Consider the following 22,071-nt stretch of genomic DNA (forward strand, 5'->3'; position numbering starts at 1 on the left):
GAGGCAAGATTTTGACGTAATCGCAGCACCTCACTAAATAATTGTACACGACCCCGCCTAATGAGAACTGCGCAGGCGATACGGACAGCGCAGCCGGACCTCCCACGTCACGCTACCGAGGCCAACGTTCGCCAGTCGCCCCCCGACATAGTCGACCGGCCCCGACGCATCCGGATGGGTCCATCCGACGACCAACTCGATCACCCGGTCCTCCACCGCCTTCAGCTCGTCGGAAACCTGTCCCTGCGCAGCCCTGGCCGCGACGGTGACGAGGACCGAAAAGTCGAACGTCACCCGCTGGTCACGCTTGCCGGACAGCGTGTTCGGCTCGGCGGCATCGGCGGCGGGGACGACGAACAGCGCGGGGAGCGCGCGGGGCAGGTCGGATTGGGAAGGCGCTTCCAGGACGCCGTCGACCGATTTGAAGCCGGTCCGCAATAGTGCGACGATGGGGGCAAGGGTCAGCATTTAAACGGCTCCAAAGCCCAGATGGCGCGCCAGTGCGCCGATGGCATAATCGGCATTCACGTCGTTGAAGCCGACATAAGGGCGGGCCGGGATGATGACCTTCGCCACGATCCGGCCGCCGAACGACAGCGCCTTTTTCTCGCGCGGCCGAATCTCGCCGCCGGTCTGGTGGATCAGCGCATAGACGCCAGCGCCGCCCGATCGCTCCGGCCCGGCCGCCGCGAAGTCCTTGCCCCAGTCCTCGGTGATCGAATTGCCCAGGTCGCCCGACAGGGTCAGCGTCTTGCCGCCATGCTCGACCACCCGGCGGGACGGGATCCATTTCTTGCCGGTCGGGTCCGTCTCCGTCTCGAACCGTTCGCGCGTCGTGTCGGCGAGGTGACCGGCGATGTCCTTCATCGCGGGCGTCATGTCCGTCCCGGCTGCCGCCAACTGGTTCATGGCGGCGGTCACGTCCTCCCGGATGGTGATCGCGATGTCGACCATCAATAATCCTTCAGCCAATCGGAATAGGCGCGGCGGCCGGGCGCGATCAGGATCGGCGCGTCGCTGACCGCCTCGGCCGGGAGGGCGGCGGCGGGCACGCCCAGCGTCGCCTCGCCCTTCTGGATGCGGACGAGCAGCGCCATCGCCGCCTTGGCCTGGTCGGCGATCCCCTCCGGCGCGCCGCGCGGGTAAAGCCGGGTGCGGGCGATGTCGCCGACCGCCATTTCCAGGATGCGCGGCACCGTGGCGAGGGGCAGCGTGTAGCGACTGGCGATATGCGCCTCGGCGATCGCCTGGGCGTCGACCAGCGCGCCGATCAACAGGTCGCGGTCGATCCGGCCGGAGCCGTCCGTGTCGGTCATCCGCACGACCTCGTCCAGGGTAAAGCGCTTCACGAACGCCGCGATCGACAGCCACCCCGCGCCGCCGTCCGGCGTCGCCCAGTTCGACTCGATCAGGACAACCTCGACCTCGCTTTCCAGCGTCTGGCCCTGCGCGTCGTCACCCCGGACGGCGACCGCATAGCGTTCCCCGTCGCTGCCGCCCGACAGGGCCAGCGTGACGATGCCGCCCGACAGCGTGGCGTTGGCGCCGAGCGCGGCGGCACCCGGAACGAGGCCCCGCGCGGTGACGGTCACGGCGCGGATCGCGGCGATCGAAGCGTTCCCGGAAAAGGCGACAGCCGAGCGAAGTGTCTCGCCCGGCTGCTTGAGGATGGTGGCGATCATGCCGCCGCACGCTTCGCCTCGATGGCGGCGATGATCTCCTGGACCGTCTCTTCGCCGGTCAGCTCGACGCCCTCGTCCGCCGCGATCGCGATCAGCTCCGTCTTCTTCTTGCCTGTCAGCACCGGCTTTTCGGACGGCGGGGGCACGGTGTCGCCGCCCGTCGACTGGGGGCTGTCCTGCGGCGCGGTGGCCTGGGGCGCTTCCGGCGGCGGGGTCGTCGTGGGGGGTGGTGCCGGGGGCGCGTAACCGATGCCGGTCATCGCCTCGGCCTGCGCAGCTGCCAGTTGCTCGCGCAGCATGATGGTGTCGGCGAAGTCCTCGTCGTCGCCGATCGCCTCGCGACCGAGCAGATCGAGGCGGGCTTCGTTCTGCGCCTTGTCGCTGGTGTCGAAACGGATGGGTGCGCCGGGCGCATATTCCTTGCCGCCGAAGATGACGGTCCGGGCGACCTTGTAGGGGTAACTCATGGTAGATGCTTTCTGGTTGAGGGGAGGTCGCGCGGGCGGCCGGATCGCCGCCCGCGCCTGGGCGGCATCAGTTCGGCGAGAAGGCGTTCTCGAAGAAATAGCCCGCCTGGGCCGCGATCACCCGTTCCTTGACGCTCTCGCCGACCAGAACCGCGGTGCCGCCATGGAGACCCATTTCGCCCGGCTTCAGCTCGCGCTGCGACCCGACGCGCTCGCCCCAGGTAAACGTGCCCGCGAAGGTCGGCGTCTCGCGCGACAGAACCGGCGCTTTGTAGGTCAACGCCAGATGGTTGCCCCACAGGCGCGACATCTGCGCCGCCTGACCCTTGCGCGCCTGGTTGCCGAACGCCTGGCCGACCACGACCTCGTTGACCTCAAATAGCTCGGCCACCTCCTGCTTGGTGACGAGGCCCCCGCCATTGGTGCCGCGAATCGCCTTGATGACCCCGGCATTGCGGCGGAACTTGGTCCATCCGCGCTGACCGAAGACCATCTGGTTGGGCCGCATCAGCGGCTTGTCGAGCGCGTCCGTGATGAGGGTCACCGCGTCCGTGTTGGGATTGTCCAGCACATCGGTCGTCGCCAGCGTGACGCGAAGGTTCGGGTCATAGGTCGCCGGATTGAAGATGATCCCGGCCGCGCGGATCTCGCGCCGGATTTCGATCAGCTCCGAGGTCAGCGCCGCCGCATTGCCGAGCGGATCATAACGCTCGTCGGCATTGTCGACATCGGCCTTGGGCACCGGGGCCTCCAGGCCATGGTCCTCGGTCGCGTCCTGGACTTCCACGCCGTCCATCGTGACCTGGTTCGCCTGGGAGCGGCGGCCGATCAGCGTGTCGGGCGTATTGAAGAACGTGTCCATGCCATATTGCATGAAGCTGAAAGCCTGCTTGCCGACCTCGATGCGAGGAATGACGATGTCGGCGATGTAGCCCTGGTTCTTGTACGCGATGGCGATCGCGGTGAGGTGCGGGTCGATCGGATAAGGGGATTGTGCCACGGAAAGCGTCCTGAAAGGGAGATGAAACGAGGATGAAGGGTTGGGATCAGCCGGTCATGAAGCCGGGTGCGGGGCGGTAGGCGAGGACATCCCCCAAGACGCCGGAGGCGAGCGAAAAGCCGATGATGCGCACGCGCACCCCGGCGGCCGGGGCGGCCTCAACCGCGCGGCCCTGGGCATCGGACGTGATCGGGCGACCGCGACCGATCGGGCCGCCATAGCGGACCTCGGGCAGGCCACCGAACGCAGCGTCGAAGCGCTCACCCTGGGTGACGGGCAATTCGACATTGGTCGCGATCAGGTCGTCGGTGGGACCGGCGGCCGGGACCAGCGTCTGGTCGTCGGCCCCGTATTTGAGGATCAGATAGGCGGCGATTGCTGCCCCCGCGCGGTAGTTCTTGGTCAGTCCGTCGGTCCGGCCAGCCATGGTCTAAAGCTCCTGTGGTGTCGTGTCTGGGGATGCCCGCGCCGATCAGGCGTCGGGATTGGCGGTGACGTAGCGCACGGCCGCCTGCGTCGTGATCGGCTTGCCCGCCTTGCGCTGGGCCTCGGCATAGGCCTGGGCCCGGCGGGCGATGTCGGTCGGCTTGGGCGCGTCGGCAGGCTTCTTGTCGGCGGGCGCGGCCTCGCCCAGGGCGACGACCGGCTGCGCGCCGTCGAACAGCGACTTGAAGGCGGCGAGCGGCGTCATGCTGTTCGCGTCGCCCTCGCCGAACGCGACCGGCTGGCTGGCGTCGAGCAGATCGAGCAGGCCGACGACCTTGTCCTTGCCCGCCGGGGCCAGCTTCACATCGGCGATCAGCCCCTCGGCAAAGGCGACATGCTCCGCGTGGCGGGCATCCTGTTCGCGCTTGGCCTGGTCGGCTTCGCGCGCCTTGATCGCGTTCTCGCGCTCGGCAAGCGCGGCTTCGCGCTCCGCGAACGCAACCGCGTCCGGCGGGGTGGTCGTTTCGGTGGTCATGCTGTCCTCGTCGATGGAAAGGGTCACGACGCCCACGGGCGCGTCGGAAAAGGCGACCGTTCCCAGACCCTTGATCGCCGGAGCCGCGCCGCCCAGGAAACCGACATGCTGGAGATACCAGCTACCCGGCTTGGGGTTGTTCGGGCTCGACGGCGGATAGAGCTGGGGGGAAATCTTGCGGTAATGGCCCGCCTCGACCGCCTCGGCGAAGGCGGGTGCGACCTCGGACGGGTGCGCGACGAGGACGCCGTTCTCCATCGCCAGCGAGCCGATCCAGCCGAAGGCGGGCGCGTCAATCTTGGGATGGCCGACGACGATCGGCGCGGGATCGCTCTCGCGGTCATAGGAGGCGATCACCTGATCCAAGTCGGACTGGGTGAAGGTGACCTTCGTCCCGTGAATATCGGTGAAGGTGCCGGGGCGCAGGATCTTGATCGGGGGCGGTGCCATGGCCGCCGGGATAGTCCAGGCCAGCGGGCCTCGCGTCCTGCGCCAGCGCATCCCAAGGCGACGGCAAGACGCCGTGCCCCGCCTGATAGATACAGACGGAGGCACGGCGCAAGAGGTTAGGTTTTGGTCGGCCGCTTCTGCTTCGGACCGAAACGATCCAGCCGGATTAACGACTGCAATGTATCTCGCTTCACTTGGCGAATGATCGCTTCATCCTCATTCGCAACTGATCGCCATAATGCGGCGGGTCGCGCTGGATCGCCGCCGCCGCGTCGAGATAGATCACGTTGTCGTCCGGGCAGCGCCGAGCGTTGAAGCTGGAGACAGCGTCTCGCATCGCCTCGCTCCTGGTCGCCCGCCACGGCCAGCACCTGTCGAACACGCGCAGCCGCCAGCGGGGATGGGCGTCGGTCGGTAACATCAGAGGATCGGGACCAGCCTCCCCCAGGCCCTCCCCGCAATTCACGCCCGGCCCCATTCCAGCGCGGCGGTTTCCAGCATGTCGAGCGCATCCGGATCGGCCCCGTTGCGCTCCAGATAGGCGCGGACATCGTCGGGGTCGCCGCCGGTCGGAAAGCTGGTGTCGCGCCTGGCCTGAAAACCGAGCAACCCGACCCAATCGTCACGTTTGTGCTGATCGACCAACCACGATCCGAAATCCTGTACCACCGTTCTGACTCCCACTAGAACAAAGCAAGAACATGGATCAGCTTTGGGCGGGTTGTCCAGATAGGTTCGTTCGGTCGTGAGCCGACATGCCGTGTGCACGCCGCACACGGCCGCTGAATGGGGTCGCGCCGAATTTGGCGGGGATGATGCCCGAAGGCCGGGAAAAGCGGCTGTGGCGGCCTTTCAGGCGAGGAGTGCCCGTAGCAACGCAAAGACCGGCGGCACGATGTGGACCGCCAGAGCGATGGCGAAGCCTGTCGCCTCGAACGCGATCAGGAAACGCTCGGCCTTCAGCGACATTGCGAGCCGACCAGCTGGCGATTGTCCCAGTCCGGCCGGTAGCGCGCGCGACGCGCTCGCAACTGCCAACAGGACAGGTCACCCCGCGCGCCGCTGACCGCCGCCAAGGTCCGGCCATAATGATCGAAGCCGACTCGCCGGATCGTAAAGGGCGGACGCAGCGCGGCTTCCAGTGACACCCGGCTGGCGAACGGATCGCCCACGACGCATTTGCGGCCTCGCCGACAATGTCCCGGCATTTCCGGCGCATCGATCGCCAGCAAGCGTATCCGCTCCCGCCCGCAGCGCAGCGTGTCGCCGTCGACCGCGATCGGCGTGCAAGCAAGCGCCTGGGCGGCGGTGAGCGCCATCAGAGGCAGCATGAATGTTTCGGCCGGGACTGCCTCGCCCATTTCCCCCGATCGGCGAGGAAATCGATCCCCTCGCCGATCCTCGACGTGGCGCGGCCGTTCAGCGTGTCAGAGCGTTCAAGTTTCCCCTCGGCCAAGCGAAAGGCGCAAATCTGCGTGCGAGGCTTCGCCTCGTCGCTGCGCTGATAAGTTAGCGACATGCGTCGCAGGGCAAGATGTCCCATCTTGGCCTGCACCTCGTCCGCAAGGTCGCTTAGCTTTTCGGCTTCCCCCAAGCCGTGCACGGACGCGGACGGTCCGGCCTGCCGCCGAAAGACAGCGGGCGATAGCGGTCCTGTATCCTCACGGACGACATCTACACGACGATATGCAACACCGGACGGCAGTTTCTCGCGGACATGCAATTCGCAAGCGGCCAAGTCCGGTGGATCGGCTACCGCCTGTGCCCAAACGTAAGCGCCGCCGCCAAGTGCGATAAGTCCGGCTGCAATCAGCATCAGTCTCACAGCATCTTACTCGCCCAAATTGCACGACCAATCACCTCGAAACGACTATCAATATCCGGTTCATTCAGATCAACTATCACCGGATCATAGAGAGGGTTTCGGCTAACCAATCTTACTTGACGACCTTCCATCTGAATGCGCTTGATTATTAACATATCGTCCAGCCTGACGACGTGCATCCCTTCCCGCAGTTTAGGTCGATCTATCTCGACAGCAACAAGATCGCCGTTACTTAATTCCGGCTCCTGACTATCGCCGGAAACACGAACCAAAATTATTTGACCTATCCCAACAAAATTTGCTTCGTACCATTGGCGGTCAAAGGCCCACTTGCCCACTGGCGTTCCAAGTCGGTCTGTAATCTTGCCAGCGCCAGCCGCCACTTGAACGTCATGTATGGGCACACTGACAACCTGCACATCGTCGCCGGTGCCAAGAAGGTATTCGACGGACTTACCCACAGCCCTTGCCAGAAGCTCAAGTCGCTCTTCGCCAGGATCGGTGCCTGTGAAATACCGATTAAGCGAAGTGCGCGTGACTCCTACCTGATCGCAAATGGCCTGCTGATTTCCCTGCACTCGGACGGCAGCGCGCAGCCGTTCGCCTGCCGCTTCGGACCATCCGGTCACAAAAAAGCTCCAAAGGTACAAATGTAACGTTGACTTACGGCATGGTGCGTATGTACGGTACATTTGTAACTAACGGATGTAACGCTTGTGCCCCCACAGGATATGGACCCTGAAGACATCAAAGCGGCTGTTCGCAAGCGCGGGGTCACGCTTACGGAGCTGGCGCGCCGCAACGGACTGCAAAGCGCGGCACTTCGTCTGGCCCTCACACTCCCCCGAGCCCAGGCAGAGCGAGTCATTGCGTCATTTCTCGACGTACATCCCATGCAAATCTGGCCTTCGCGTTACAGTCGGAGCGGACAGCGGCTTCGCCCCCAGCCTGTCGATAACTACGCGCCCAAGACCCGTTTCAGCAAGCCGTTACAAATGTACCGCGCTGGGGCGAATGGTGGTCAAGCATGACGCTGCTGGGCCGCGAGTATCTGTCTGCATTGGAAATCGCGTCGCTCGAGCTGGAAGGCTTGCCGACCAACCGGACGGCGGTCGCCAATCGCGCCAGCCGGGGCGAGTGGCGCTGGATCGCCCGGCAGGGCAATGGCGGCGGGCGACTGTTCGCGGTCGCCGACCTGCCCGAGGCGGCACGCCGTGATTATGCGGACCGCACCGCTGCGCAGCCGGTTGGCGGCCAGCGCGGTCGGCCCAAGGGCTCGGACTTCTTCACCCGTACCCCCGATGCCGCCGATGCGGTCGAGGCATGGCTGGCCGAGCGCGACCTGTCCGCGACCGCCATCCTGGAGCTGATGCGGACCCGGTTCGCTCCGCTGCCATCCGTGCACACCATCCGCCGTTTCATCGCCAAGCTGGAGGCGTCGAAGCCCGCGCTGCTCGCCAGCTTCCGCGACCCGGACCTCTTCAAGAGCAAGTACCGCGTCGCGCTCGGCCGGGCGGATGCGGGCGTGTCCTACGCCCATCAGATTTGGGAGATCGACACCACCAAGGCCGATGTGATGACCAAGGAGGGGCGCAAGTCGATCCTGGGCATCGTCGATGTCTGGTCGCGTCGGACCTTCTATCTCGTCGTCGACAGCGAGTCCGCCCAGTCGGTCCGCCGGACGCTGGTCGCCGCGATGCTGGCCTGGGGTGTCATGCCCGAGGTGCTGCGCACCGACCAGGGCTCCGGCTACATCAACGCGACGGTTCGCACCGCCTGCGAGCTGCTGGGCATCGCGCATGATCCGGTGCCGCCCGCGTCGGGCGACAAGAAACCGTTTGTCGAGCGCATGTTCGGCACCTTCACCCGCGAGCGGGCCGAGCTGCTGGGCGGTTACATCGGCCACAATGTCGCCGAGGCGCAGCGGCTGCGTGCGGTTGCCCGCAAGGAAACCAAGCGTCCGGTCATCGTGCCCGAACTCTCGGCCGACGAGTTGCAGGCGATCATCAACAACTGGCTCGACGGCGTGTACCACGTTCGCGCGCATTCCAGCCTGGGCGCATCGCCGATGTCGCGCTGGACGAACTCGCCGCGTGCCGCGCGGGGGGCTCCGGACGAGGGCACGCTCAAGCTGTTGCTGTCGGCGCTGGTCGGGCAGGCACAGGTCACAAAGCGCGGCATCACCTGGAAAAAGGGCCGCTACTGGACGCCGCCGCTGGCCGCGCATGTCGGGTGCACCGTCATCCTGCGCCGCGACGAGGACGATCTGGGCGCGCTGTTCGTATTCGACGAGGACCAGCGTTACATCGGCACCGCCGTCAACGCCGAGCGCTCCGGCCTGTCCGACCGGGACTTCGCGGTCGAGGCCCGCCGCCAGCAAGCGGCGCTGATGAAGGCGCACCGGGCCGAGCTGCGCGAGAAGCAACGCCGCTTCTCGTTCGAGGATGCCCGCAACGCCGTCCTCCGCCGCGATGCCGAGGAGGCGGGCAAGCTGGTCACGCTGCCGGTCCGCACCACCCCGCATCAGACGCCCGCCATCGCCAGCATCGCCGACGCGCCCGTCGAACTGCCCAGCGCGACCGCGATCGAGGCGGCGGAAACCCGGTATCCCCATCCGGTCGCCAGCGCACCCCGAAGTTTCGAGGATCGCATGGCCGAGGCGGACCGCGTCCTGGCGGACCACGCCGCCGGTCACGCCGTCGACCCGGACGCGCTCTCGCGCGCCCGCATCTTCTCCCAGTCCACCGAATATCGCGCTCACAAATTGCTGACCGCCGATTTCACGGCCCGGCGCGCCGCGCCCGCCACCACGCCTTCGCTCAAGGAGAGTTCGCTTTGACCACCATTAACGAACCCGCGCAGCTCACGAACATGCGCCTGGGCCTCGCCACCATGATGCGCTGTCAGGAAGCCCCGCAGGGGAGCCCGCGCATCGGCCTGCTGTACGGCCCCAGCGGTTACGGCAAGTCGGTCGCCGCCGCGACGATCGCGGCGCGCTTCAACGCCGCCTATGTCGTCGCCCGCTCGACCTGGACGCAAAAGTCCATGCTCCGCGCGATCGCGATGGACCTGGGCATCACCCGCATGGGGCGGACCGCCGACGAACTGCTGGATCAGGTGATCGAACAGCTCCAGGTCGCACCCCAGCCGGTCATCGTCGACGAGACGGACTATGTCGTCCACCGCAAGAACGTCGAGATCATCCGCGACATCCACGACCATGGCGGGGTGCCGGTGATGCTGATCGGGGAGGAAGCCCTTCCCGCCAAGCTGAAAGACTGGGAACGGTTCGACAACCGCATCCTCGTCGCCACGCCCGCCCAGCCGTCGAGCCTCGCCGATGCCTGCCTGCTGCGCGACTATTATTGCCCACGCGTCCGGGTCGCGGACGATCTGGTCGACGCGATCGTCCGCGCCACGAAGGGCATCACGCGCCGGATCGTGACGAACCTCCAGGAGGTGCAGTCCCAGGCGATGTCGGATGGCCTGACGGCGATCGACCGCGCGACCTGGGGGCCGCGTCCGTTTTCGACGGGCGACATCCCGATCCGGCGGGCCGCGTGATGCTCATGACCTCGAAGGGAACGCCCCGCGTCAAGGCGGTAGTCTCGCAACCGCTCTGGGCGGCGCTTCGCTCCGCCACAGCGCCCCAGAGCATCGCCGACCTCCTGGCGTCCTGTCCCGGCACCTACGACACGGTCCATACCGCCCTGAAGCGGTGGCAGGATCGCGGCGCGGTGGTGCGCCACACCGGCAAGCCGCTCCGCTTTCGCCTTGTGGACGGGGCCGACAGCCTGCCGCCCGATGGCCGTAGCGAAACGGCCAAGACGAACATGCGGGAGCGTAGTGCCCGGCAACGGATTTGGGCGGCGATGCGCGTCCTCAAGACGTTCGATGCGCCGACCCTGCGCATGACTGCGAACGCGACGGAACGTGCTGTTGCCACCTATCTCAATCAGCTCCAGCGCGCCCGATACGTGCAGATGACCGAGCGTGGGTTCCGTCAGACTGGGCGCGTCAGCGTGTATCGCCTCGCGCGCAACACCGGCCCGAAATGCCCGACGATCAGCCGCACCGATGGCAAGACCTTCCTCATCGACAACAACAACGGTCGCCGCGTCGATACTTCCCCCGGCGCCGTGTCCCTTGGGAGAAAGCGCGAAGCCCCCTTCGCAGACGGGGGGGTAGGTTAACCATGTTTGGTAACGTTAATAACAACCGAACGAAGGCGGTCGCCGCATGGGGCGCAGACGCACCCAATTGGGTGCTGACCCTGGCCGACGCCTGCGACCGGACCAACCAACGCGCGGTCGCGGACCAGCTCGGCAAGTCTGGCGGCTATATCAGCCGGATCATCAACCGCAGCTACGCCGGATCATATCCGGAGGCCGAGACGCTCGTTCGCGCCACGCTGGCCGAGGAAGAGGTGGTCTGTCCGCTCTACGGCCAGATGCCGCTCAAGACCTGCATCCGCAACCGCCGCCGCACGAAGGCGACCAACTGGCTCCACGCCCAGTTCGCCCGGAGCTGCCCGGAGTGCCCCAACAACACCGATCATCCCCACGCCCAGGAGGCTTGAATGTCGATTGCAACCGATCTGCAAAATCTCGTGTCGGACGTGTCCGCCGCGATCGCCGCCAACAAGACGATGGGTCGCGTCGACCTGGAGGTCATGCGTCGCAACCTGACCGCGCTGGCGGACGAGGCGCGCCGCAACGACACCGCCCAGACCGTCGCCGGTCTGGTCCTGCGTGACCTGTTCGCCGGGATCGAGAACCAGGCTGCCGATCTGGGCAGGCTCGCCGCGCACCAGCGACACCGTTTGAGCGGCGAAGTCGCCCGCATGGTGGAGGGGCACGCATGAAGGTCCTGCATCACGAGATCGATGCCGTGATGGACGGGGCCCCCGTCATCATCGCGCCTGTCGCGGTATCCAACGATCCGCAGGACACGGCCGGGATCGGCGTCCGGGTCGTCACCATGCCGGTTGTCGGCCACGTCGTCGCTGTCTCCATTTCGTGCCCGATGGGCACGATGATGGTCACGCTCGACGAGGACCAGGCCACCGCCTTCGCGATCGAACTGACCGCCGCGCAGCTGACCCACGCCCAGGCAAACGATCGGAAGGTGGTCCAATGATCGAAGACTCGCTTTACGGCTCGATCCACTGGACGCGCGGCGACGTTCGCGTCGGTGGATTTCGGACCGCGTCCGCCAAGGGGCCGGAGACGACCGTGACGGTCCAGCTCGTCGCCAGGAACGGTTATGCGCTGGCCGACCTGCTCCGCCAGCTCCACGACGAAAAGGCGCTTCCCGCCCCGAAAGCGCGGCCCCGTGGATAACGCCATCCGCATGGTGCCGATGCGCGGCTTTACCGCCGCCGTCGCGCAGGATCGCGCCGCGCCTGGCGTGGGACAGGTCGGCGGGATCGCGGTCGGCTTCGACGATGCGGGGGCGGACTCGATCGTGTCCCTGTCGCTCCGGCATGGTGACGGGACGATGCTGGTCGCATCGCTCTCGATCGCTGGCCTCGACCGGCTGCTGGGCATGGTCGCCGACATGATGACCGGCGGGCACGCCAGCGCAGACCGGGGCACGGTGCAATGACCGCCGCCCAGGACCGCCAGCTCGGCGAAATCCTCGCAGCCGCCGCGATCGCGACCGGCTTCACCGTGGCGGACCTGCACCGCCAGTGCCGGGAAAAGCCGCTCGTCATCGCCCGGCAGGCGACGATCCTGGCGATGCGCGAGGCCACGGGCGCGTCGCTGCCTGCGATCGGCCGCGTCATGCAGCGCGGCCACCCCGCCGTCCACACCGCCCTGCGTGCCGCCAAGGCCCGCCGCGAACTCCATCCCGACTTCCGCGCGCTGACCGACCGGCTGCGCGCATTCGGAGGCAAGACCGATGACTGACCCGCTGGGCCGCGTCACGCTGGCCGACTGCCCGCCTGGGCCGTTCCTGTTCGAGGGGACGCTGGGCTTCAAGACCGAGTACCGGGCGATGATGCGGGCCCCGTCGTCCTGCCGCACCCCGGCCGAGGTGCGCTTTATGACCACCTGCTGGCCGGACGCTTATTGCATGGCGACCGGCGAGGCATTCTGGGGCGGCACGACCCGCCACCGCGACCGCGCCAAGCTGCTCGTCCTGCCGATTGTCCTGTCGGAGGACGCGGTCCGGTCAGCACGTAGCGGGGTCATGCTCTATCGCGGCCCCGGCACCATCTGCCCGGACTGCTTCAGCGCGTCCTGGCTGGTCGGGCGACGCTCGGCGCAATGCGGTGGATGCGGGACCGCGCTCGATCTGGCGACGCCCCAGGCCGCGCAGGTGCACCCATGACCGCCGATCCCTTGAACGCACGCCGCCGCGCCATCTTCGCCGCCGCCCGCGATGCCGGGATGGACGAGGACGACCGCCGCGCGGTGCAGCTGCGCGCCACCGGCAAGCCATCGCTGACGGGCATGTCGGTCGCGGATATGGACAAGGTGCTGACCGCGATCCGGGGCGACGCCCGGCCCGCCAGCGCCGCGCGCGCTCATGTCGGCAAGATCCGCGCGCTGTGGTGGTCGCTCTATTGGCTCGCCGCCATCAACCGCCCCGATGGGCTGGACAACTGGGTCAAGCGCCAGACCGGGATCGATGCCGTCGCCTTTCTCGACCACCGCGCGGCGGTCGGCGTGATCGAGGCGCTGAAAGGCTGGGCCGCGCGCGAAGGCGTCGAATGGAGCGTCCCACCCTGTCCGCAGGCCGACCGCCGCGCCGTCCTCGACGCGATCTGGGCCAAGCTGCTGGTCGCCAACCGCGTCCAGGGCCGCACCGCCGACGCCTGGCTGCAAGCCGAACTGGACCTGCCGCCGAACCGCTGGACCGATCGGCAGACCGACGAGGCGATCCGCGTCCTGGGCAAGATGCTGCGGGGCAAGAGCCATGGCTGACCTGCCGCGCCTTTCCGACCTGCCGATCCCGGACGATGTGAAGCCGGGTCGCGGCTGGACGCCGTTCATGCTGGAAATGGCGGCGCACATCAGCCCCAAGCATGTCCTGACGCTGGTCGATCATTTCGGCGGGCTGGACGTGTATGTGCCGCTCGCCCCCGAAAAGAGCCCGTTCCTCGACGTGTTGCCGCGCGACGCGGTCGCCACGCTGGCGCGGGTCTATGGCCGCGAAAAGCTGCAAATCTCGACCGCGCGCGAAGCCCTGGCGCGGGCGCGCCGCGCGCCGGTCATCGCCGCCGTTCGGGCGGGCAAATTGAACAAGAACGATGCGGCGCGGCTGATCGGATCGTCACGCCGTTATGTCGCGCATCTTGCAAATCAGACCAATGAAGCCGATGACGCTCCCGTCTTCGTGCCAAGCCGCCCCGTCGACACCCGGCAGCTGGAAATGTTTCCCGAAGAGCCTGCGCCAACGCATCCCGACTAAAACTGACGTGCGTGTCACCCAATCCCCGCTTCAACGGGGACCCGACACGCTATGTGGATGGAATATGTTCGGGTCATCTGGCCCATCGCGTCGACTCTGACGCCAATACTGATCGGCCTCGCCGTACTCTGGCTGCGCAATCAATTCGCGCTCAAGACCGAACTGACCGCGCTGGCGACCGAAGTCGCCCGTCAGAACGCTGTCCAGGACAAGGAATTGGCGGGTCATGAAACCCGCATCCTGATCCTGGAAAAGGAATGCGCCGCACCGCCCACGCGCAACACCCTCAATGACCGGCTCGCCCAGGTGTCCGAGCGGCTGGGCAAGGTCGAGCGCGGCGTCGAAGGCGTCGGCGACCAGCTCGACACCCAGAACGAATATCTCCGCGCGCTCCTGACCGAAGGGGTCAAGCGGTGAGTGTCGACGCCATGAACCAGGTCATCCGCCGCGCCATCCTCGATTTCATGAATGAGATCGGCGGGGAGCAATCCGACGACACGCTGACCCTGCTGCTGAAACAGCGCGGCCATCCGGTCGCGCGCCGGACGGTCGTCGAACAAATGCGCTGGCTGGCGGCGGCCGGGCTGATTTCGGTCGAAGAGGTCGAGCCCTTCCTGCTCGCCCAAATCCTGCCCGATGGCGAGGACGTGGCGAACGGCCATTTCTTCTATGACGGCGTCCACCGCCATGCGGTGCGGCGCAAGGTCGGCACGGCACGCTGATGGCTGGAAAGTCCTCCCTCAAAAGCCTGCCGCCTGCCGTCCTGGACGCGGTGCACGACGCGATCGGGCGCGGCCAGACGCTGGACGACATCTGCGCGCTGCTGCGCGATCTGGGCAGCGAGCGGTCGCGCTCGGCCGTGGGTCGCTATGCCCAGGGCTTCAACGAGCTGGCGAAGCAACAGCGTCGCGTCCAGAGCATCGCCCAGGCCTTCGGCAAAGAATTTGGATCGTCCGACGACAATCAGGTCCGGATGATGAACCAGCTCATGACCAGCGTCGTGACCCGCGCGCTGATCCCGATCGCCAGCGCCGAGGATGACGCGGCGGGCGGCGACGACGAGGAAGGCGGCGGCGCGCCCGACACGCTGGCGCTGTCGCGGCTGGCGAAGGCGGTCAAGGACGTGACCAGCTCGTCCAAGATCGACATCGAGCGCGAGGCGAAAATCCGCGAGGAAGAGGCGCGCCGCACCCGTGAGAAGGCCGCCGCCGATGCAACCACCGCAGGCCGTGCGGCTGGCGCCAGCGAGGCGACCCTGGCGGCGATCCGGACCCGTATCCTTGGGTTCGCGGCGTGACGACCGCAGTCCTGCTGCCCTATCAGATTGAGGCGATCGAGCTTAGCCGCACGACAAAGCTGTTTGTGTCGGAGAAGTCCCGTCGCACCGGCCTGACCTACGGCTTCGCGTCCGATGCGGTGTTGATCGCGTCCCCGGCCGAGCGGCCCCAGAACGTCTTTTACCTTGCGTACAACAAGGACATGACGCGCGAGTTTATCGGCTATTGCGCCGATTTTGCGAAGGCGTTCAACGAGGCTGCAACCCAGTCAGACGAGTTCCTGTTCGACGACGGTTCGGAACGCGGCATCCTGGCGCTGCGCGTCGACTTTCCATCGGGCAAGTCGATCGTCGCCCTGTCGTCCAAGCCGCGCAGCCTGCGCGGTATGCAGGGCAGCGTCATCATCGACGAAGCCGCCTTCCACGACGATCTGGACGGCGTCATCAAGGCCGCCATGGCGCTGACCATGTGGGGCGGCAAAGTTGTCGTCATCTCCACCCATGACGGCGCGGACAATCCTTTTGCGGAGCTTATCGAGCGTATCCGCAGCGGCAAGCGGGGCGGCGTCATTCAAAAAGTGACGCTGGCCCGCGCGATGGCCGAGGGCCTTTACAAGCGCATCTGCCAGCGGACCGGGGTGGAATGGACACCCGAGGGCGAGGCAGGCTGGGAAGCCGATCTGCGCAAATTCTATGCGGACGGTGCCGACGAGGAATTGGACGTGATCCCGGCCAAGGGATCGGGCATCTACCTGCCCGCCGCCACGATCGACGCCTGTATGTCGCCCGACCATCGTGTCGTCCGCCTGACCCTGGGTAAGGAATGGGACACGGCGGGCGGCTTGCTGGTCGCGGGCGACAGCGCAACGACGCCGATCGGCAACGAGCTGCGCGAGGCGGTCCGCGTCTGGCGTGAGAAATGGCTGGACGATTGGATCGAGCGCGAGCTGGTGCCGGTCGTCGCACTGTTCGACCCGCATCGCCCTTCCTTTTTCGGTCAGGATTTCGCGCGCAGCAACGACTTGTCAGTGATCGCGGCCGGACAGGAGGATGCCGCCTGCGTCCTGCACAACCGGCTCGGCCTGGAAATGCGCAATGTGCCCTTCTGGGCGCAATTCAAGATCCTGTGCTGGCTCTGTGACGCCCTGCCGCTTTGGGCGGCGGGCAAGATGGACGGTCGCGGCAACGGTCAGCAACTCGCCGAGGACATGCAGGAGAAGTACGGCGCGGACCGCATCGAGTCGGTGATGGCGACCGAGGCGACCTACCTCGCCCGGATGCCCCGCATGAAAGCCCGGTTCGAGGATCGGACCATGCTCATTCCGCGCGACGATGGCGTCAAGGATGACCTGCGACAGATCAAGATGGTGCGGGGCGTTCCGAAAATTGTCGACCGTGTCGCCAGCAAGGCGGACGGTGAAAAGGGCAAGCGGCATGGCGACTATTCGATCGCGCTCATGAACTTCGTCGGCGCGGCGGACGAGGATGTCCAGCCGGTCGACACCCATGCCGCCGAACAGCCGCGATCGATGGGCGGCGATTACGAACACACGGACACCGGCTTCGGCACGGTCCGGCGGCGCGATGACTTCGGCCGCGCGGGGGATTGGTGATGGCGAAAAAGAACAAGCGGGGCGGCGGCAAGGTCGCCGCCCTTCCGGCCGAGCTGACGAACGAAATCGCCTCGACCGGCGATGGCCGCGACATCACGCGGCCCTTCGTCCAGGAGCTGCAACAGCCGCTCGACCGCAAGCTGTGGGGCGCGGTCGACTGGGGCGTGTACGAGCGCATCCGCAAGGACGATCAGGTCAAGTCCTGCATGGAACAGCGCATCCGCGCGGTGGTCAGCCGCGAATGGGACGTGCTGCCCGGCAATGAAAACGACCCGCGCTCGGTCGAGGCGGCCGAGGCGCTGACCGAGACGCTGGAGCGGATCGGCTGGGACCTCGTCACCGAAAAGATGCTGTGGGCCAGCTTTTACGGCATTTCGGTTGGCGAACTGAACTGGGGTTCGCTGGACGGCCTGCTGGACTGGGTGCCGGGCGCGAAATGCCGTCCCATCCATGTCCGCCACGCCCGCCGGTTCCGCTTCGACAAGGACGACCGGCTGCGCCTGCTCACCCGCGCCGCGCCGCAGGGCGAATTGCTGCCTGACCGCAAATTCTGGGTAGTCCGCGCCGGTGGCACCGACGACGACCAGGTTTATGGCGAGGGCCTGGCCGAGTGGCTGTACTGGCCCGTCCAGTTCAAGCGGAACGGCGTCCGCTTCTGGAATATCTTCCTCGACAAATTCTCGGTGCCGACCGCCAAGGGCACCTATCCGCGTGGATCCACGCAGAAGGACATCGACAAGCTGCTGATGGCGATCCAGGCGATCGCCAACGACAGCGGCTTCGCGATCCCAGCGGGCATGGATGTCGAGCTGCTGACGCTCGCCCAGTCGGGGGCCGATTTCGCCGCCGTCTGCCGGTACATGGATGGCTGCATCGCCAAGATCATCCTGTCCCAGACGATGACCACGGACAACGGGTCGTCCAAGGCGCAGGGGCAGGTCCATGCCGACGTCAAGCTGGAGGTGGTGAAGGCCGACGCCGACCTGCTCGCCGACACCTTCAATTCCGGCCCGGCGCGGTGGTGGACCGACCTGAATTACGGGGCCGATGTCGCCAGCCCCATGGTCGTGCGCATCGTCGAAAAGGAAGACGACCTCAAGACGGCGGCTGAGACGGACAAGGCGCTGGCCGAGCTGGGCTGGGTGCGGACCGAGGAGTCGTTCAAGGACCGCTATGGTGACGGGTACGAGCGCAAGGCACTGCCTGCCGATCTGCCCGCCGGGCAGGCCAAGACGCCGCCCGCCGCCAATGACGATGCCCCGCCGGTTGCGGATGCGCCCACCGACCCGGCGATCGCGCTGGCCGAGCCTGCGCCGCGCGCCGATCGCGACGACATCGACGCGGCGGTGGACGCCGCGATGGCGGACGAGGGATGGACCGCCTCCGCCGCCGCGATGATCGCGCCGCTGGTCGATCGCCTGCGCTCTGCCGGATCGGTCGCGGACGCGATCGCCATGCTGGAGGCCGCCGCCGCCGATGACGCGGCCGAGCGCCTGGCCGAACGTGTCGCCCGCGCATCCTTCGCCGCGCAGGTCCAGGCGCTGACCGGATCGGAGCCGCACTGATGGCGGACGAAATGGACCTGTCGGTCGAGGTGGCATCGCGCGAGCTGTCGCGGCTGATCGACTTTGCGCGCCAGCCGATCGCAGTCGGCGTCGAGGGCGAGTGTCGGACGTGCGGGCGGGACTGGCCCCGGCTGGTCGGTGGCCGCTGCGCACCTTGCCGCGACGGGCGCAGACCATGACCGCGCGTTGGGACCGGGACAGTCTCCCGCATATTCCGCCCAAGGATCGCTGCCCCTGCGAGGCCTGCAACGCCAAGCGTCATGCGCGCTGGGCCGGACTGTCCGCCGCCCAGCGACGCGCGATGCTTGCGGTGCATCCCGAATGGCCGCGCCATGTCGCCGACGTGCTGCACAGGGGGGTGCGCTGGCGCAGCATTGCAACCCTGTTGCAACGCGGGCGCGATCGGCCTGCGCTGGTCGAGCAAATGGGCCTGAAGACATGGTCGCTCAACAGCGAGGCCATGCCTTTCCTCCGCTTGTCCCAGGCAGGCCGGGACCTGCTCGACACGGTGCGGCCGTGAAGCGTCGCAATCCGCCGCGTCGTCCGCGCTCGCCGGACCGGGACGAGATCGCCGCCGCCTGGGTGCGGCGTGGGATCAACGATCTGGACGATACCTATCCGTCCGAACTGGTGCGCCCGCTGGACTGGGTCAAACCGAGCCGCGATCGGCCGCCGCCCGAATGCCCACGCAACATGGTCCGTTACTGGCTGCTCGGCTGGGATCGCCGCGCCGCCGTCCGCCAGCGCTGGGACGACCAGGCCGCGCAGATGGAGGCGCAGCTCGACAAGGCGCGGCGCTTTCTCGACCGCGATTCGGTGCCCGGCAAGCTGAAGCGGTCGAGCATGATCGCGCTTCGTTTCTACGTCCTGGCGACCGGCGACATGGGCCCCGACTATGCCTGGACGTGGTTCCAGAACCGCATGGCCGACGCACGCGACGAATATCGCGAAGCCCAGGCCGAGGGGCTGTTGTGAAGCGCAACCCCGGCCATTGTCCGCGAGAGGCTACGGCCAAACGTGTCACCGGCACGCTGCGCAACGGTGACCGCTTCGGCGTCAACGGCGGCTGGCCCGCCGATGGCCGGACCGGATGCCGCTGGTCGCTGACCGGCCACCCCCACGACATCGAATTTTATGAGGTGCTTGCTTGATCCGTGTCGAAACCATTGGCGACGCGACTCTGTATCTGGGCGATTGCCTGTCGGTGCTGCCCAGGCTCCCGGCAGTTGACGGGGTTTTCACCGACCCGCCTTACAGCTCCGGCGGACTGTACCGAGGGGACCGCGCGGCCCGCACGACGGTCAAATATCAAGGTTCGGACACCCGTCACCTTTACCCCGAGTTCAGCGGCGATAACCGCGACCAGCGTGGCTATGCCTATTGGTCGGCCATCTGGACTGGCTTGGCGCGGGAAATCTCTCGCCCAGGTGCGATCCTTGGGGCGTTCACCGACTGGCGGCAGCTGCCGACGACTGCCGATGCGATCCAGGCGGGCGGCTGGGTGTGGCGCGGTCTGGCGGTGTGGGACAAGACGGAAGGCGCACGCCCCCAGCGTGGACGCTACCGCAACCAGGCAGAATATTTCGTCTGGGGAAGCAACGGGCCCATGGCCGATACGGGGCCTTGCGCACCCGGCGTCTTTCGCCGCGCCGTCAACTCCGAACGCAAGCATCACGTCGCGGGCAAACCCGTTGCAATGCTGGCTGATATGCTCGCGATTTGTGGCGAGACGATTGCCGACCCGTTCATGGGCTCCGGTTCTACCGGCCTCGCCGCATTGCAGACGGGGCGAAAGTTCATCGGTTGCGAGGTGAACCCAGACTATTTCAAGATCGCGTGCGACCGCATTGCGCAGTTCTATGATGTGAAGCAGGCCGCCAGTGCTTGACCTTCGCGCCGCCATCAACCTGCCCGCCGATGACACCGTCGCGGCCTTCGATGCGCGCGACACGCTCCGCCCGACCGTCCACTGGACCGAGATGTGGCAGGCCGATCATGCTCGCGCCTTCACCGTTGCCAAGGTCGCCAATCTCGACCTGCTGGCGACCATCCGCCAGTCGCTGGACAAGGTCATGCGCGACGGCGGCACGCTGGAGCAATGGCAGGCGGGCCTGATCCCCGAGCTGAAGAAAGCCGGGTGGTGGGGCATGGTGGAGGACGAGGCGGTCACCGGCACCGCCGACCCGGTTTTCGTCGGCGGTCGACGCCTGCGCACCATCTACGACACCAATTTGCGGGTCAGCCGCGCGGCCGGGCGGTGGAAGCGTATCCAGGAGATGAAGGACGTTCGGCCGTACCTGATGTACGTGTCGATCGGCGACGACCGGACCCGGCCGCTCCATCGGCGCTGGGGCGGCAATGACCCGGCTTTCCCGTTCCGCATCATCCTGCCCGTCGATCATCCGGCCTGGGCCGTCTTCTATCCGCCGAACGACTGGGGTTGCCGCTGTTCGGTGCGCCAGCTGTCACAGGCCGACCTCGACCGGCTTGGCTACCGCGTGACCACCGACGCAGAGCTGGAGCGCATCGGATGGATGACGGCGGACGGGCAGGTCGGCGGTCGCTTGCGGACCTTCTGGCGCAAGGGGGCCGACAAGCCCGAGGCCGTGCCGGTCGGCGTCGGGCCCGGCTTCGCCTACAACCCCGGCGCGTTCGGGATGCAGGCGGTGGCCGAGAAGGCGACCCGCTCGCTGGAGGCGATGGCCCCGCTCGACATCAAGGCGGCGCGAGACACGCTGACCGATCTGGTCAAGTCGGACGCGTTCCTGGAAACGCTGGCCGAGCCGAACGGCGTCTTTCCGATCATGGTCCTGGGCGACGAGGCGCGGAATGCGCTGGGCGCGAAGAACCATGTCGTGGTGCTGTCGAGCGACAGCTATGCCAAGCAGCTCGGCCTGACGGACCGCAGCAAGGGGCATACCGATCTGACGGTCGGCGATTATCGCAAATTGCCCGGCATCGGTGCCGCGCCCGATCACATCATGCAGGATCGCGATCAGCATATCGTGCTGTGGAAGGTCGACGATCGCTATCTGCGCGCGGTGGTGAAGGTCACCGCGTCGGGTGATGCCATGTTCCTCCAGAGCTTCCGCGTCGGCGAGGCGAGGAATCTGGCGCGCGAGATCGCGGCGGGCAAGCGGATCGGCGGCGCGGCCACCGTGTCCGAGAAGCGGGATATGTCGGGTCCTGGCATCGCCGCGACCGCCGCGCTGGACCGCCTGGGGCCGGAAGCGACCCGCAAGGACGGGCGGACCGCGATCCAGGCGCTGATGGAAGCCGCCAAGGCCGATCTGCCAGCCACGCAAGCCGCGCTGGAGGCCTTTGTGGCATCGGATCGCTTTGCGGCGGTGGTGGAGCGGATGGGCGAAGCGCCCGCCCTGGCGCTGGCGGACGATCTGCGCCGCTTGCTGGGGGCACCGTCCGGGATCGCCCGCATCGCGCGCGACAATCTGCCCGCGATCATCGGGGACATCGGCGATCTGGCGTCCTTCAACCAAGAGCCCGACGAAATCCGGCGCGACGGGCAGGATGCGGTGCTGATCCGCAAGGTCGGTGACCGGACCATGATGCTTCGCCTGCGCCCGCAGACCAGCCTGCTCCAGATTATCGCCCTGCGCGTGTTGCAGGCCGAGGAACTGGCCACGATCCTGGATTTGCCGATATGGTAGGGAAGCATTGCGCGGTGGGGTCTGGCTGTCCCCCACAAGCGATCCCGGATTGCTCCGGTCCTACGGCCGCCAGTTTCACCGTGTCACGCGCAACGCACCATCAATTTAGGTGCGCCAGCGCATCCCGACAAGCGGGGAAATCCAC

Annotated in this window: 36 protein-coding genes; 24 read left to right on the top strand and 12 right to left on the bottom strand. The window is 66.9% G+C overall.

The features are described from left to right. Window positions 1-57: 57 nt before the first annotated feature. The 12 genes from ABIC44_RS04935 to ABIC44_RS04990 form a co-directional block, all read right to left on the bottom strand. On the bottom strand, window positions 58-468 hold the full coding sequence (locus ABIC44_RS04935) for a phage tail terminator protein (RefSeq protein ID WP_354294047.1): 411 nt from the start codon (window positions 466-468) through the stop codon (window positions 58-60). Then, window positions 469-954, bottom strand: a complete 486-nt coding sequence (locus tag ABIC44_RS04940; RefSeq protein WP_354294049.1) for a phage virion morphogenesis protein — start codon at window positions 952-954, stop codon at window positions 469-471. Next, a complete protein-coding gene (locus tag ABIC44_RS04945; protein ID WP_354294050.1) occupies window positions 954-1,682 on the bottom strand; it encodes a phage protein Gp36 family protein in 729 nt (242 codons plus the stop codon). The genes ABIC44_RS04940 and ABIC44_RS04945 overlap by 1 nt, the downstream gene beginning before the upstream one ends. Continuing rightward, window positions 1,679-2,149, bottom strand: a complete 471-nt coding sequence (locus ABIC44_RS04950) for a hypothetical protein (RefSeq protein WP_354294052.1) — start codon at window positions 2,147-2,149, stop codon at window positions 1,679-1,681. The genes ABIC44_RS04945 and ABIC44_RS04950 overlap by 4 nt, the downstream gene beginning before the upstream one ends. A gap of 67 nt (window positions 2,150-2,216) precedes the next feature. Continuing rightward, window positions 2,217-3,149: a capsid protein gene (locus ABIC44_RS04955; protein ID WP_354294054.1), complete on the bottom strand. Its 933-nt coding sequence runs from the start codon at window positions 3,147-3,149 to the stop codon at window positions 2,217-2,219. A 46-nt stretch (window positions 3,150-3,195) separates the two neighbouring features. Then, complete coding sequence (locus ABIC44_RS04960) at window positions 3,196-3,576, bottom strand: hypothetical protein (RefSeq protein ID WP_354294055.1); 381 nt, start codon at window positions 3,574-3,576, stop codon at window positions 3,196-3,198. A 45-nt stretch (window positions 3,577-3,621) separates the two neighbouring features. Further along, window positions 3,622-4,560: a hypothetical protein gene (locus ABIC44_RS04965; protein WP_354294056.1), complete on the bottom strand. Its 939-nt coding sequence runs from the start codon at window positions 4,558-4,560 to the stop codon at window positions 3,622-3,624. A gap of 190 nt (window positions 4,561-4,750) precedes the next feature. Next, window positions 4,751-4,981 carry a hypothetical protein gene (locus tag ABIC44_RS04970; protein WP_354294058.1) on the bottom strand — a complete coding sequence of 77 codons (231 nt, stop codon included), beginning with the start codon at window positions 4,979-4,981 and terminating at the stop codon, window positions 4,751-4,753. Between the two features lie 41 nt (window positions 4,982-5,022). Then, the gene (locus ABIC44_RS04975; protein ID WP_354294060.1) at window positions 5,023-5,229 is read right to left on the bottom strand and encodes a hypothetical protein; all 207 of its coding nucleotides are present in this window, start codon (window positions 5,227-5,229) and stop codon (window positions 5,023-5,025) included. 290 nt (window positions 5,230-5,519) lie between these two features. After that, window positions 5,520-5,891, bottom strand: a complete 372-nt coding sequence (locus ABIC44_RS04980; protein ID WP_354294061.1) for a thermonuclease family protein — start codon at window positions 5,889-5,891, stop codon at window positions 5,520-5,522. Then, window positions 5,879-6,376, bottom strand: a complete 498-nt coding sequence (locus tag ABIC44_RS04985; protein WP_354294062.1) for a hypothetical protein — start codon at window positions 6,374-6,376, stop codon at window positions 5,879-5,881. The genes ABIC44_RS04980 and ABIC44_RS04985 overlap by 13 nt, the downstream gene beginning before the upstream one ends. A gap of 5 nt (window positions 6,377-6,381) precedes the next feature. Further along, window positions 6,382-7,014, bottom strand: a complete 633-nt coding sequence (locus tag ABIC44_RS04990) for an XRE family transcriptional regulator (protein ID WP_354294064.1) — start codon at window positions 7,012-7,014, stop codon at window positions 6,382-6,384. Between the two features lie 102 nt (window positions 7,015-7,116). Here ABIC44_RS04990 and ABIC44_RS04995 point away from each other — a divergent pair, with 102 nt between their 5' ends. The 24 genes from ABIC44_RS04995 to ABIC44_RS05110 are packed head-to-tail and all read left to right on the top strand — an operon-like array spanning window position 7,117 to window position 21,926. Further along, window positions 7,117-7,416, top strand: a complete 300-nt coding sequence (locus ABIC44_RS04995; RefSeq protein WP_354294066.1) for a helix-turn-helix domain-containing protein — start codon at window positions 7,117-7,119, stop codon at window positions 7,414-7,416. After that, window positions 7,413-9,224 carry a DDE-type integrase/transposase/recombinase gene (locus ABIC44_RS05000; RefSeq protein WP_354294067.1) on the top strand — a complete coding sequence of 604 codons (1,812 nt, stop codon included), beginning with the start codon at window positions 7,413-7,415 and terminating at the stop codon, window positions 9,222-9,224. The genes ABIC44_RS04995 and ABIC44_RS05000 overlap by 4 nt, the downstream gene beginning before the upstream one ends. Further along, a complete protein-coding gene (locus ABIC44_RS05005; protein WP_354294069.1) occupies window positions 9,221-9,949 on the top strand; it encodes an AAA family ATPase in 729 nt (242 codons plus the stop codon). Before ABIC44_RS05000 ends, ABIC44_RS05005 begins: the two co-directional genes overlap by 4 nt. Next, entirely contained in the window at window positions 9,946-10,578 is a 633-nt protein-coding gene (locus tag ABIC44_RS05010; protein WP_354294070.1) for a hypothetical protein, read from the top strand. Before ABIC44_RS05005 ends, ABIC44_RS05010 begins: the two co-directional genes overlap by 4 nt. Before the next feature lie 2 nt (window positions 10,579-10,580). Beyond that, window positions 10,581-10,964, top strand: coding sequence for a hypothetical protein (locus ABIC44_RS05015; protein ID WP_354294072.1), 384 nt, complete (start codon window positions 10,581-10,583; stop codon window positions 10,962-10,964). After that, window positions 10,965-11,249: a hypothetical protein gene (locus ABIC44_RS05020; protein ID WP_354294074.1), complete on the top strand. Its 285-nt coding sequence runs from the start codon at window positions 10,965-10,967 to the stop codon at window positions 11,247-11,249. Beyond that, complete coding sequence (locus ABIC44_RS05025) at window positions 11,246-11,524, top strand: hypothetical protein (RefSeq protein ID WP_354294076.1); 279 nt, start codon at window positions 11,246-11,248, stop codon at window positions 11,522-11,524. The genes ABIC44_RS05020 and ABIC44_RS05025 overlap by 4 nt, the downstream gene beginning before the upstream one ends. Next, complete coding sequence (locus ABIC44_RS05030) at window positions 11,521-11,727, top strand: hypothetical protein (RefSeq protein WP_354294077.1); 207 nt, start codon at window positions 11,521-11,523, stop codon at window positions 11,725-11,727. The genes ABIC44_RS05025 and ABIC44_RS05030 overlap by 4 nt, the downstream gene beginning before the upstream one ends. Then, window positions 11,720-11,992: a hypothetical protein gene (locus ABIC44_RS05035; protein ID WP_354294079.1), complete on the top strand. Its 273-nt coding sequence runs from the start codon at window positions 11,720-11,722 to the stop codon at window positions 11,990-11,992. The genes ABIC44_RS05030 and ABIC44_RS05035 overlap by 8 nt, the downstream gene beginning before the upstream one ends. After that, window positions 11,989-12,297, top strand: a complete 309-nt coding sequence (locus tag ABIC44_RS05040) for a helix-turn-helix domain-containing protein (RefSeq protein ID WP_354294081.1) — start codon at window positions 11,989-11,991, stop codon at window positions 12,295-12,297. Before ABIC44_RS05035 ends, ABIC44_RS05040 begins: the two co-directional genes overlap by 4 nt. Continuing rightward, complete coding sequence (locus ABIC44_RS05045; RefSeq protein WP_354294083.1) at window positions 12,290-12,721, top strand: hypothetical protein; 432 nt, start codon at window positions 12,290-12,292, stop codon at window positions 12,719-12,721. The genes ABIC44_RS05040 and ABIC44_RS05045 overlap by 8 nt, the downstream gene beginning before the upstream one ends. Continuing rightward, window positions 12,718-13,317 carry a regulatory protein GemA gene (locus ABIC44_RS05050; protein WP_354294085.1) on the top strand — a complete coding sequence of 200 codons (600 nt, stop codon included), beginning with the start codon at window positions 12,718-12,720 and terminating at the stop codon, window positions 13,315-13,317. Before ABIC44_RS05045 ends, ABIC44_RS05050 begins: the two co-directional genes overlap by 4 nt. Continuing rightward, entirely contained in the window at window positions 13,310-13,804 is a 495-nt protein-coding gene (locus ABIC44_RS05055; RefSeq protein WP_354294087.1) for a hypothetical protein, read from the top strand. Before ABIC44_RS05050 ends, ABIC44_RS05055 begins: the two co-directional genes overlap by 8 nt. A gap of 57 nt (window positions 13,805-13,861) precedes the next feature. After that, entirely contained in the window at window positions 13,862-14,221 is a 360-nt protein-coding gene (locus ABIC44_RS05060; RefSeq protein ID WP_354294088.1) for a hypothetical protein, read from the top strand. After that, window positions 14,218-14,526, top strand: a complete 309-nt coding sequence (locus ABIC44_RS05065) for a hypothetical protein (protein WP_354294090.1) — start codon at window positions 14,218-14,220, stop codon at window positions 14,524-14,526. The genes ABIC44_RS05060 and ABIC44_RS05065 overlap by 4 nt, the downstream gene beginning before the upstream one ends. Next, window positions 14,526-15,101 carry a phage protein Gp27 family protein gene (locus tag ABIC44_RS05070; protein ID WP_354294092.1) on the top strand — a complete coding sequence of 192 codons (576 nt, stop codon included), beginning with the start codon at window positions 14,526-14,528 and terminating at the stop codon, window positions 15,099-15,101. Before ABIC44_RS05065 ends, ABIC44_RS05070 begins: the two co-directional genes overlap by 1 nt. Then, the gene (locus ABIC44_RS05075; RefSeq protein ID WP_354294094.1) at window positions 15,098-16,693 is read left to right on the top strand and encodes a hypothetical protein; all 1,596 of its coding nucleotides are present in this window, start codon (window positions 15,098-15,100) and stop codon (window positions 16,691-16,693) included. The genes ABIC44_RS05070 and ABIC44_RS05075 overlap by 4 nt, the downstream gene beginning before the upstream one ends. Continuing rightward, the gene (locus tag ABIC44_RS05080) at window positions 16,693-18,258 is read left to right on the top strand and encodes a DUF935 domain-containing protein (protein ID WP_354294096.1); all 1,566 of its coding nucleotides are present in this window, start codon (window positions 16,693-16,695) and stop codon (window positions 18,256-18,258) included. The genes ABIC44_RS05075 and ABIC44_RS05080 overlap by 1 nt, the downstream gene beginning before the upstream one ends. Beyond that, window positions 18,258-18,437 carry a conjugal transfer protein TraR gene (locus ABIC44_RS05085; RefSeq protein WP_354294098.1) on the top strand — a complete coding sequence of 60 codons (180 nt, stop codon included), beginning with the start codon at window positions 18,258-18,260 and terminating at the stop codon, window positions 18,435-18,437. The genes ABIC44_RS05080 and ABIC44_RS05085 overlap by 1 nt, the downstream gene beginning before the upstream one ends. Further along, window positions 18,434-18,778 (top strand): hypothetical protein, encoded by a 345-nt coding sequence (locus tag ABIC44_RS05090; RefSeq protein WP_354294100.1) that lies wholly within the window; start codon window positions 18,434-18,436, stop codon window positions 18,776-18,778. Before ABIC44_RS05085 ends, ABIC44_RS05090 begins: the two co-directional genes overlap by 4 nt. Further along, window positions 18,775-19,233, top strand: coding sequence for a hypothetical protein (locus ABIC44_RS05095; RefSeq protein ID WP_354294101.1), 459 nt, complete (start codon window positions 18,775-18,777; stop codon window positions 19,231-19,233). The genes ABIC44_RS05090 and ABIC44_RS05095 overlap by 4 nt, the downstream gene beginning before the upstream one ends. Next, window positions 19,230-19,409: a hypothetical protein gene (locus tag ABIC44_RS05100; RefSeq protein ID WP_354294103.1), complete on the top strand. Its 180-nt coding sequence runs from the start codon at window positions 19,230-19,232 to the stop codon at window positions 19,407-19,409. The genes ABIC44_RS05095 and ABIC44_RS05100 overlap by 4 nt, the downstream gene beginning before the upstream one ends. Further along, complete coding sequence (locus ABIC44_RS05105) at window positions 19,406-20,146, top strand: DNA-methyltransferase (protein ID WP_354294104.1); 741 nt, start codon at window positions 19,406-19,408, stop codon at window positions 20,144-20,146. The genes ABIC44_RS05100 and ABIC44_RS05105 overlap by 4 nt, the downstream gene beginning before the upstream one ends. Then, complete coding sequence (locus tag ABIC44_RS05110) at window positions 20,139-21,926, top strand: phage head morphogenesis protein (protein ID WP_354294106.1); 1,788 nt, start codon at window positions 20,139-20,141, stop codon at window positions 21,924-21,926. Before ABIC44_RS05105 ends, ABIC44_RS05110 begins: the two co-directional genes overlap by 8 nt. Window positions 21,927-22,071: the final 145 nt, after the last annotated feature.

This window comes from Sphingomonas sp. 1185 (assembly GCF_040544655.1).
Taxonomy (GTDB): domain Bacteria; phylum Pseudomonadota; class Alphaproteobacteria; order Sphingomonadales; family Sphingomonadaceae; genus Sphingomonas.

Excerpts from the sequence above, each read along its gene's own strand:
- ABIC44_RS05070 (WP_354294092.1), top strand. The coding sequence starts at position 14,526 with ATGGCTGGAAAGTCCTCCCTCAAAAGCCTGCCGCCTGCCGTCCTGGAC.
- ABIC44_RS05080 (WP_354294096.1), top strand. The coding sequence starts at position 16,693 with ATGGCGAAAAAGAACAAGCGGGGCGGCGGCAAGGTCGCCGCCCTTCCG.
- ABIC44_RS04985 (WP_354294062.1), bottom strand. The coding sequence starts at position 6,376 with ATGCTGATTGCAGCCGGACTTATCGCACTTGGCGGCGGCGCTTACGTT.
- ABIC44_RS04970 (WP_354294058.1), bottom strand. The coding sequence starts at position 4,981 with ATGTTACCGACCGACGCCCATCCCCGCTGGCGGCTGCGCGTGTTCGAC.
- ABIC44_RS05085 (WP_354294098.1), top strand. The coding sequence starts at position 18,258 with ATGGCGGACGAAATGGACCTGTCGGTCGAGGTGGCATCGCGCGAGCTG.
- ABIC44_RS04950 (WP_354294052.1), bottom strand. The coding sequence starts at position 2,149 with ATGAGTTACCCCTACAAGGTCGCCCGGACCGTCATCTTCGGCGGCAAG.
- ABIC44_RS05090 (WP_354294100.1), top strand. The coding sequence starts at position 18,434 with ATGACCGCGCGTTGGGACCGGGACAGTCTCCCGCATATTCCGCCCAAG.
- ABIC44_RS05030 (WP_354294077.1), top strand. The coding sequence starts at position 11,521 with ATGATCGAAGACTCGCTTTACGGCTCGATCCACTGGACGCGCGGCGAC.
- ABIC44_RS05040 (WP_354294081.1), top strand. The coding sequence starts at position 11,989 with ATGACCGCCGCCCAGGACCGCCAGCTCGGCGAAATCCTCGCAGCCGCC.
- ABIC44_RS05045 (WP_354294083.1), top strand. The coding sequence starts at position 12,290 with ATGACTGACCCGCTGGGCCGCGTCACGCTGGCCGACTGCCCGCCTGGG.
- ABIC44_RS05000 (WP_354294067.1), top strand. The coding sequence starts at position 7,413 with ATGACGCTGCTGGGCCGCGAGTATCTGTCTGCATTGGAAATCGCGTCG.
- ABIC44_RS05050 (WP_354294085.1), top strand. The coding sequence starts at position 12,718 with ATGACCGCCGATCCCTTGAACGCACGCCGCCGCGCCATCTTCGCCGCC.
- ABIC44_RS05015 (WP_354294072.1), top strand. The coding sequence starts at position 10,581 with ATGTTTGGTAACGTTAATAACAACCGAACGAAGGCGGTCGCCGCATGG.
- ABIC44_RS04965 (WP_354294056.1), bottom strand. The coding sequence starts at position 4,560 with ATGGCACCGCCCCCGATCAAGATCCTGCGCCCCGGCACCTTCACCGAT.
- ABIC44_RS04935 (WP_354294047.1), bottom strand. The coding sequence starts at position 468 with ATGCTGACCCTTGCCCCCATCGTCGCACTATTGCGGACCGGCTTCAAA.
- ABIC44_RS04940 (WP_354294049.1), bottom strand. The coding sequence starts at position 954 with ATGGTCGACATCGCGATCACCATCCGGGAGGACGTGACCGCCGCCATG.
- ABIC44_RS04980 (WP_354294061.1), bottom strand. The coding sequence starts at position 5,891 with ATGCTGCCTCTGATGGCGCTCACCGCCGCCCAGGCGCTTGCTTGCACG.
- ABIC44_RS04960 (WP_354294055.1), bottom strand. The coding sequence starts at position 3,576 with ATGGCTGGCCGGACCGACGGACTGACCAAGAACTACCGCGCGGGGGCA.
- ABIC44_RS04995 (WP_354294066.1), top strand. The coding sequence starts at position 7,117 with ATGGACCCTGAAGACATCAAAGCGGCTGTTCGCAAGCGCGGGGTCACG.
- ABIC44_RS05025 (WP_354294076.1), top strand. The coding sequence starts at position 11,246 with ATGAAGGTCCTGCATCACGAGATCGATGCCGTGATGGACGGGGCCCCC.
- ABIC44_RS05055 (WP_354294087.1), top strand. The coding sequence starts at position 13,310 with ATGGCTGACCTGCCGCGCCTTTCCGACCTGCCGATCCCGGACGATGTG.
- ABIC44_RS05060 (WP_354294088.1), top strand. The coding sequence starts at position 13,862 with ATGGAATATGTTCGGGTCATCTGGCCCATCGCGTCGACTCTGACGCCA.
- ABIC44_RS05020 (WP_354294074.1), top strand. The coding sequence starts at position 10,965 with ATGTCGATTGCAACCGATCTGCAAAATCTCGTGTCGGACGTGTCCGCC.
- ABIC44_RS04945 (WP_354294050.1), bottom strand. The coding sequence starts at position 1,682 with ATGATCGCCACCATCCTCAAGCAGCCGGGCGAGACACTTCGCTCGGCT.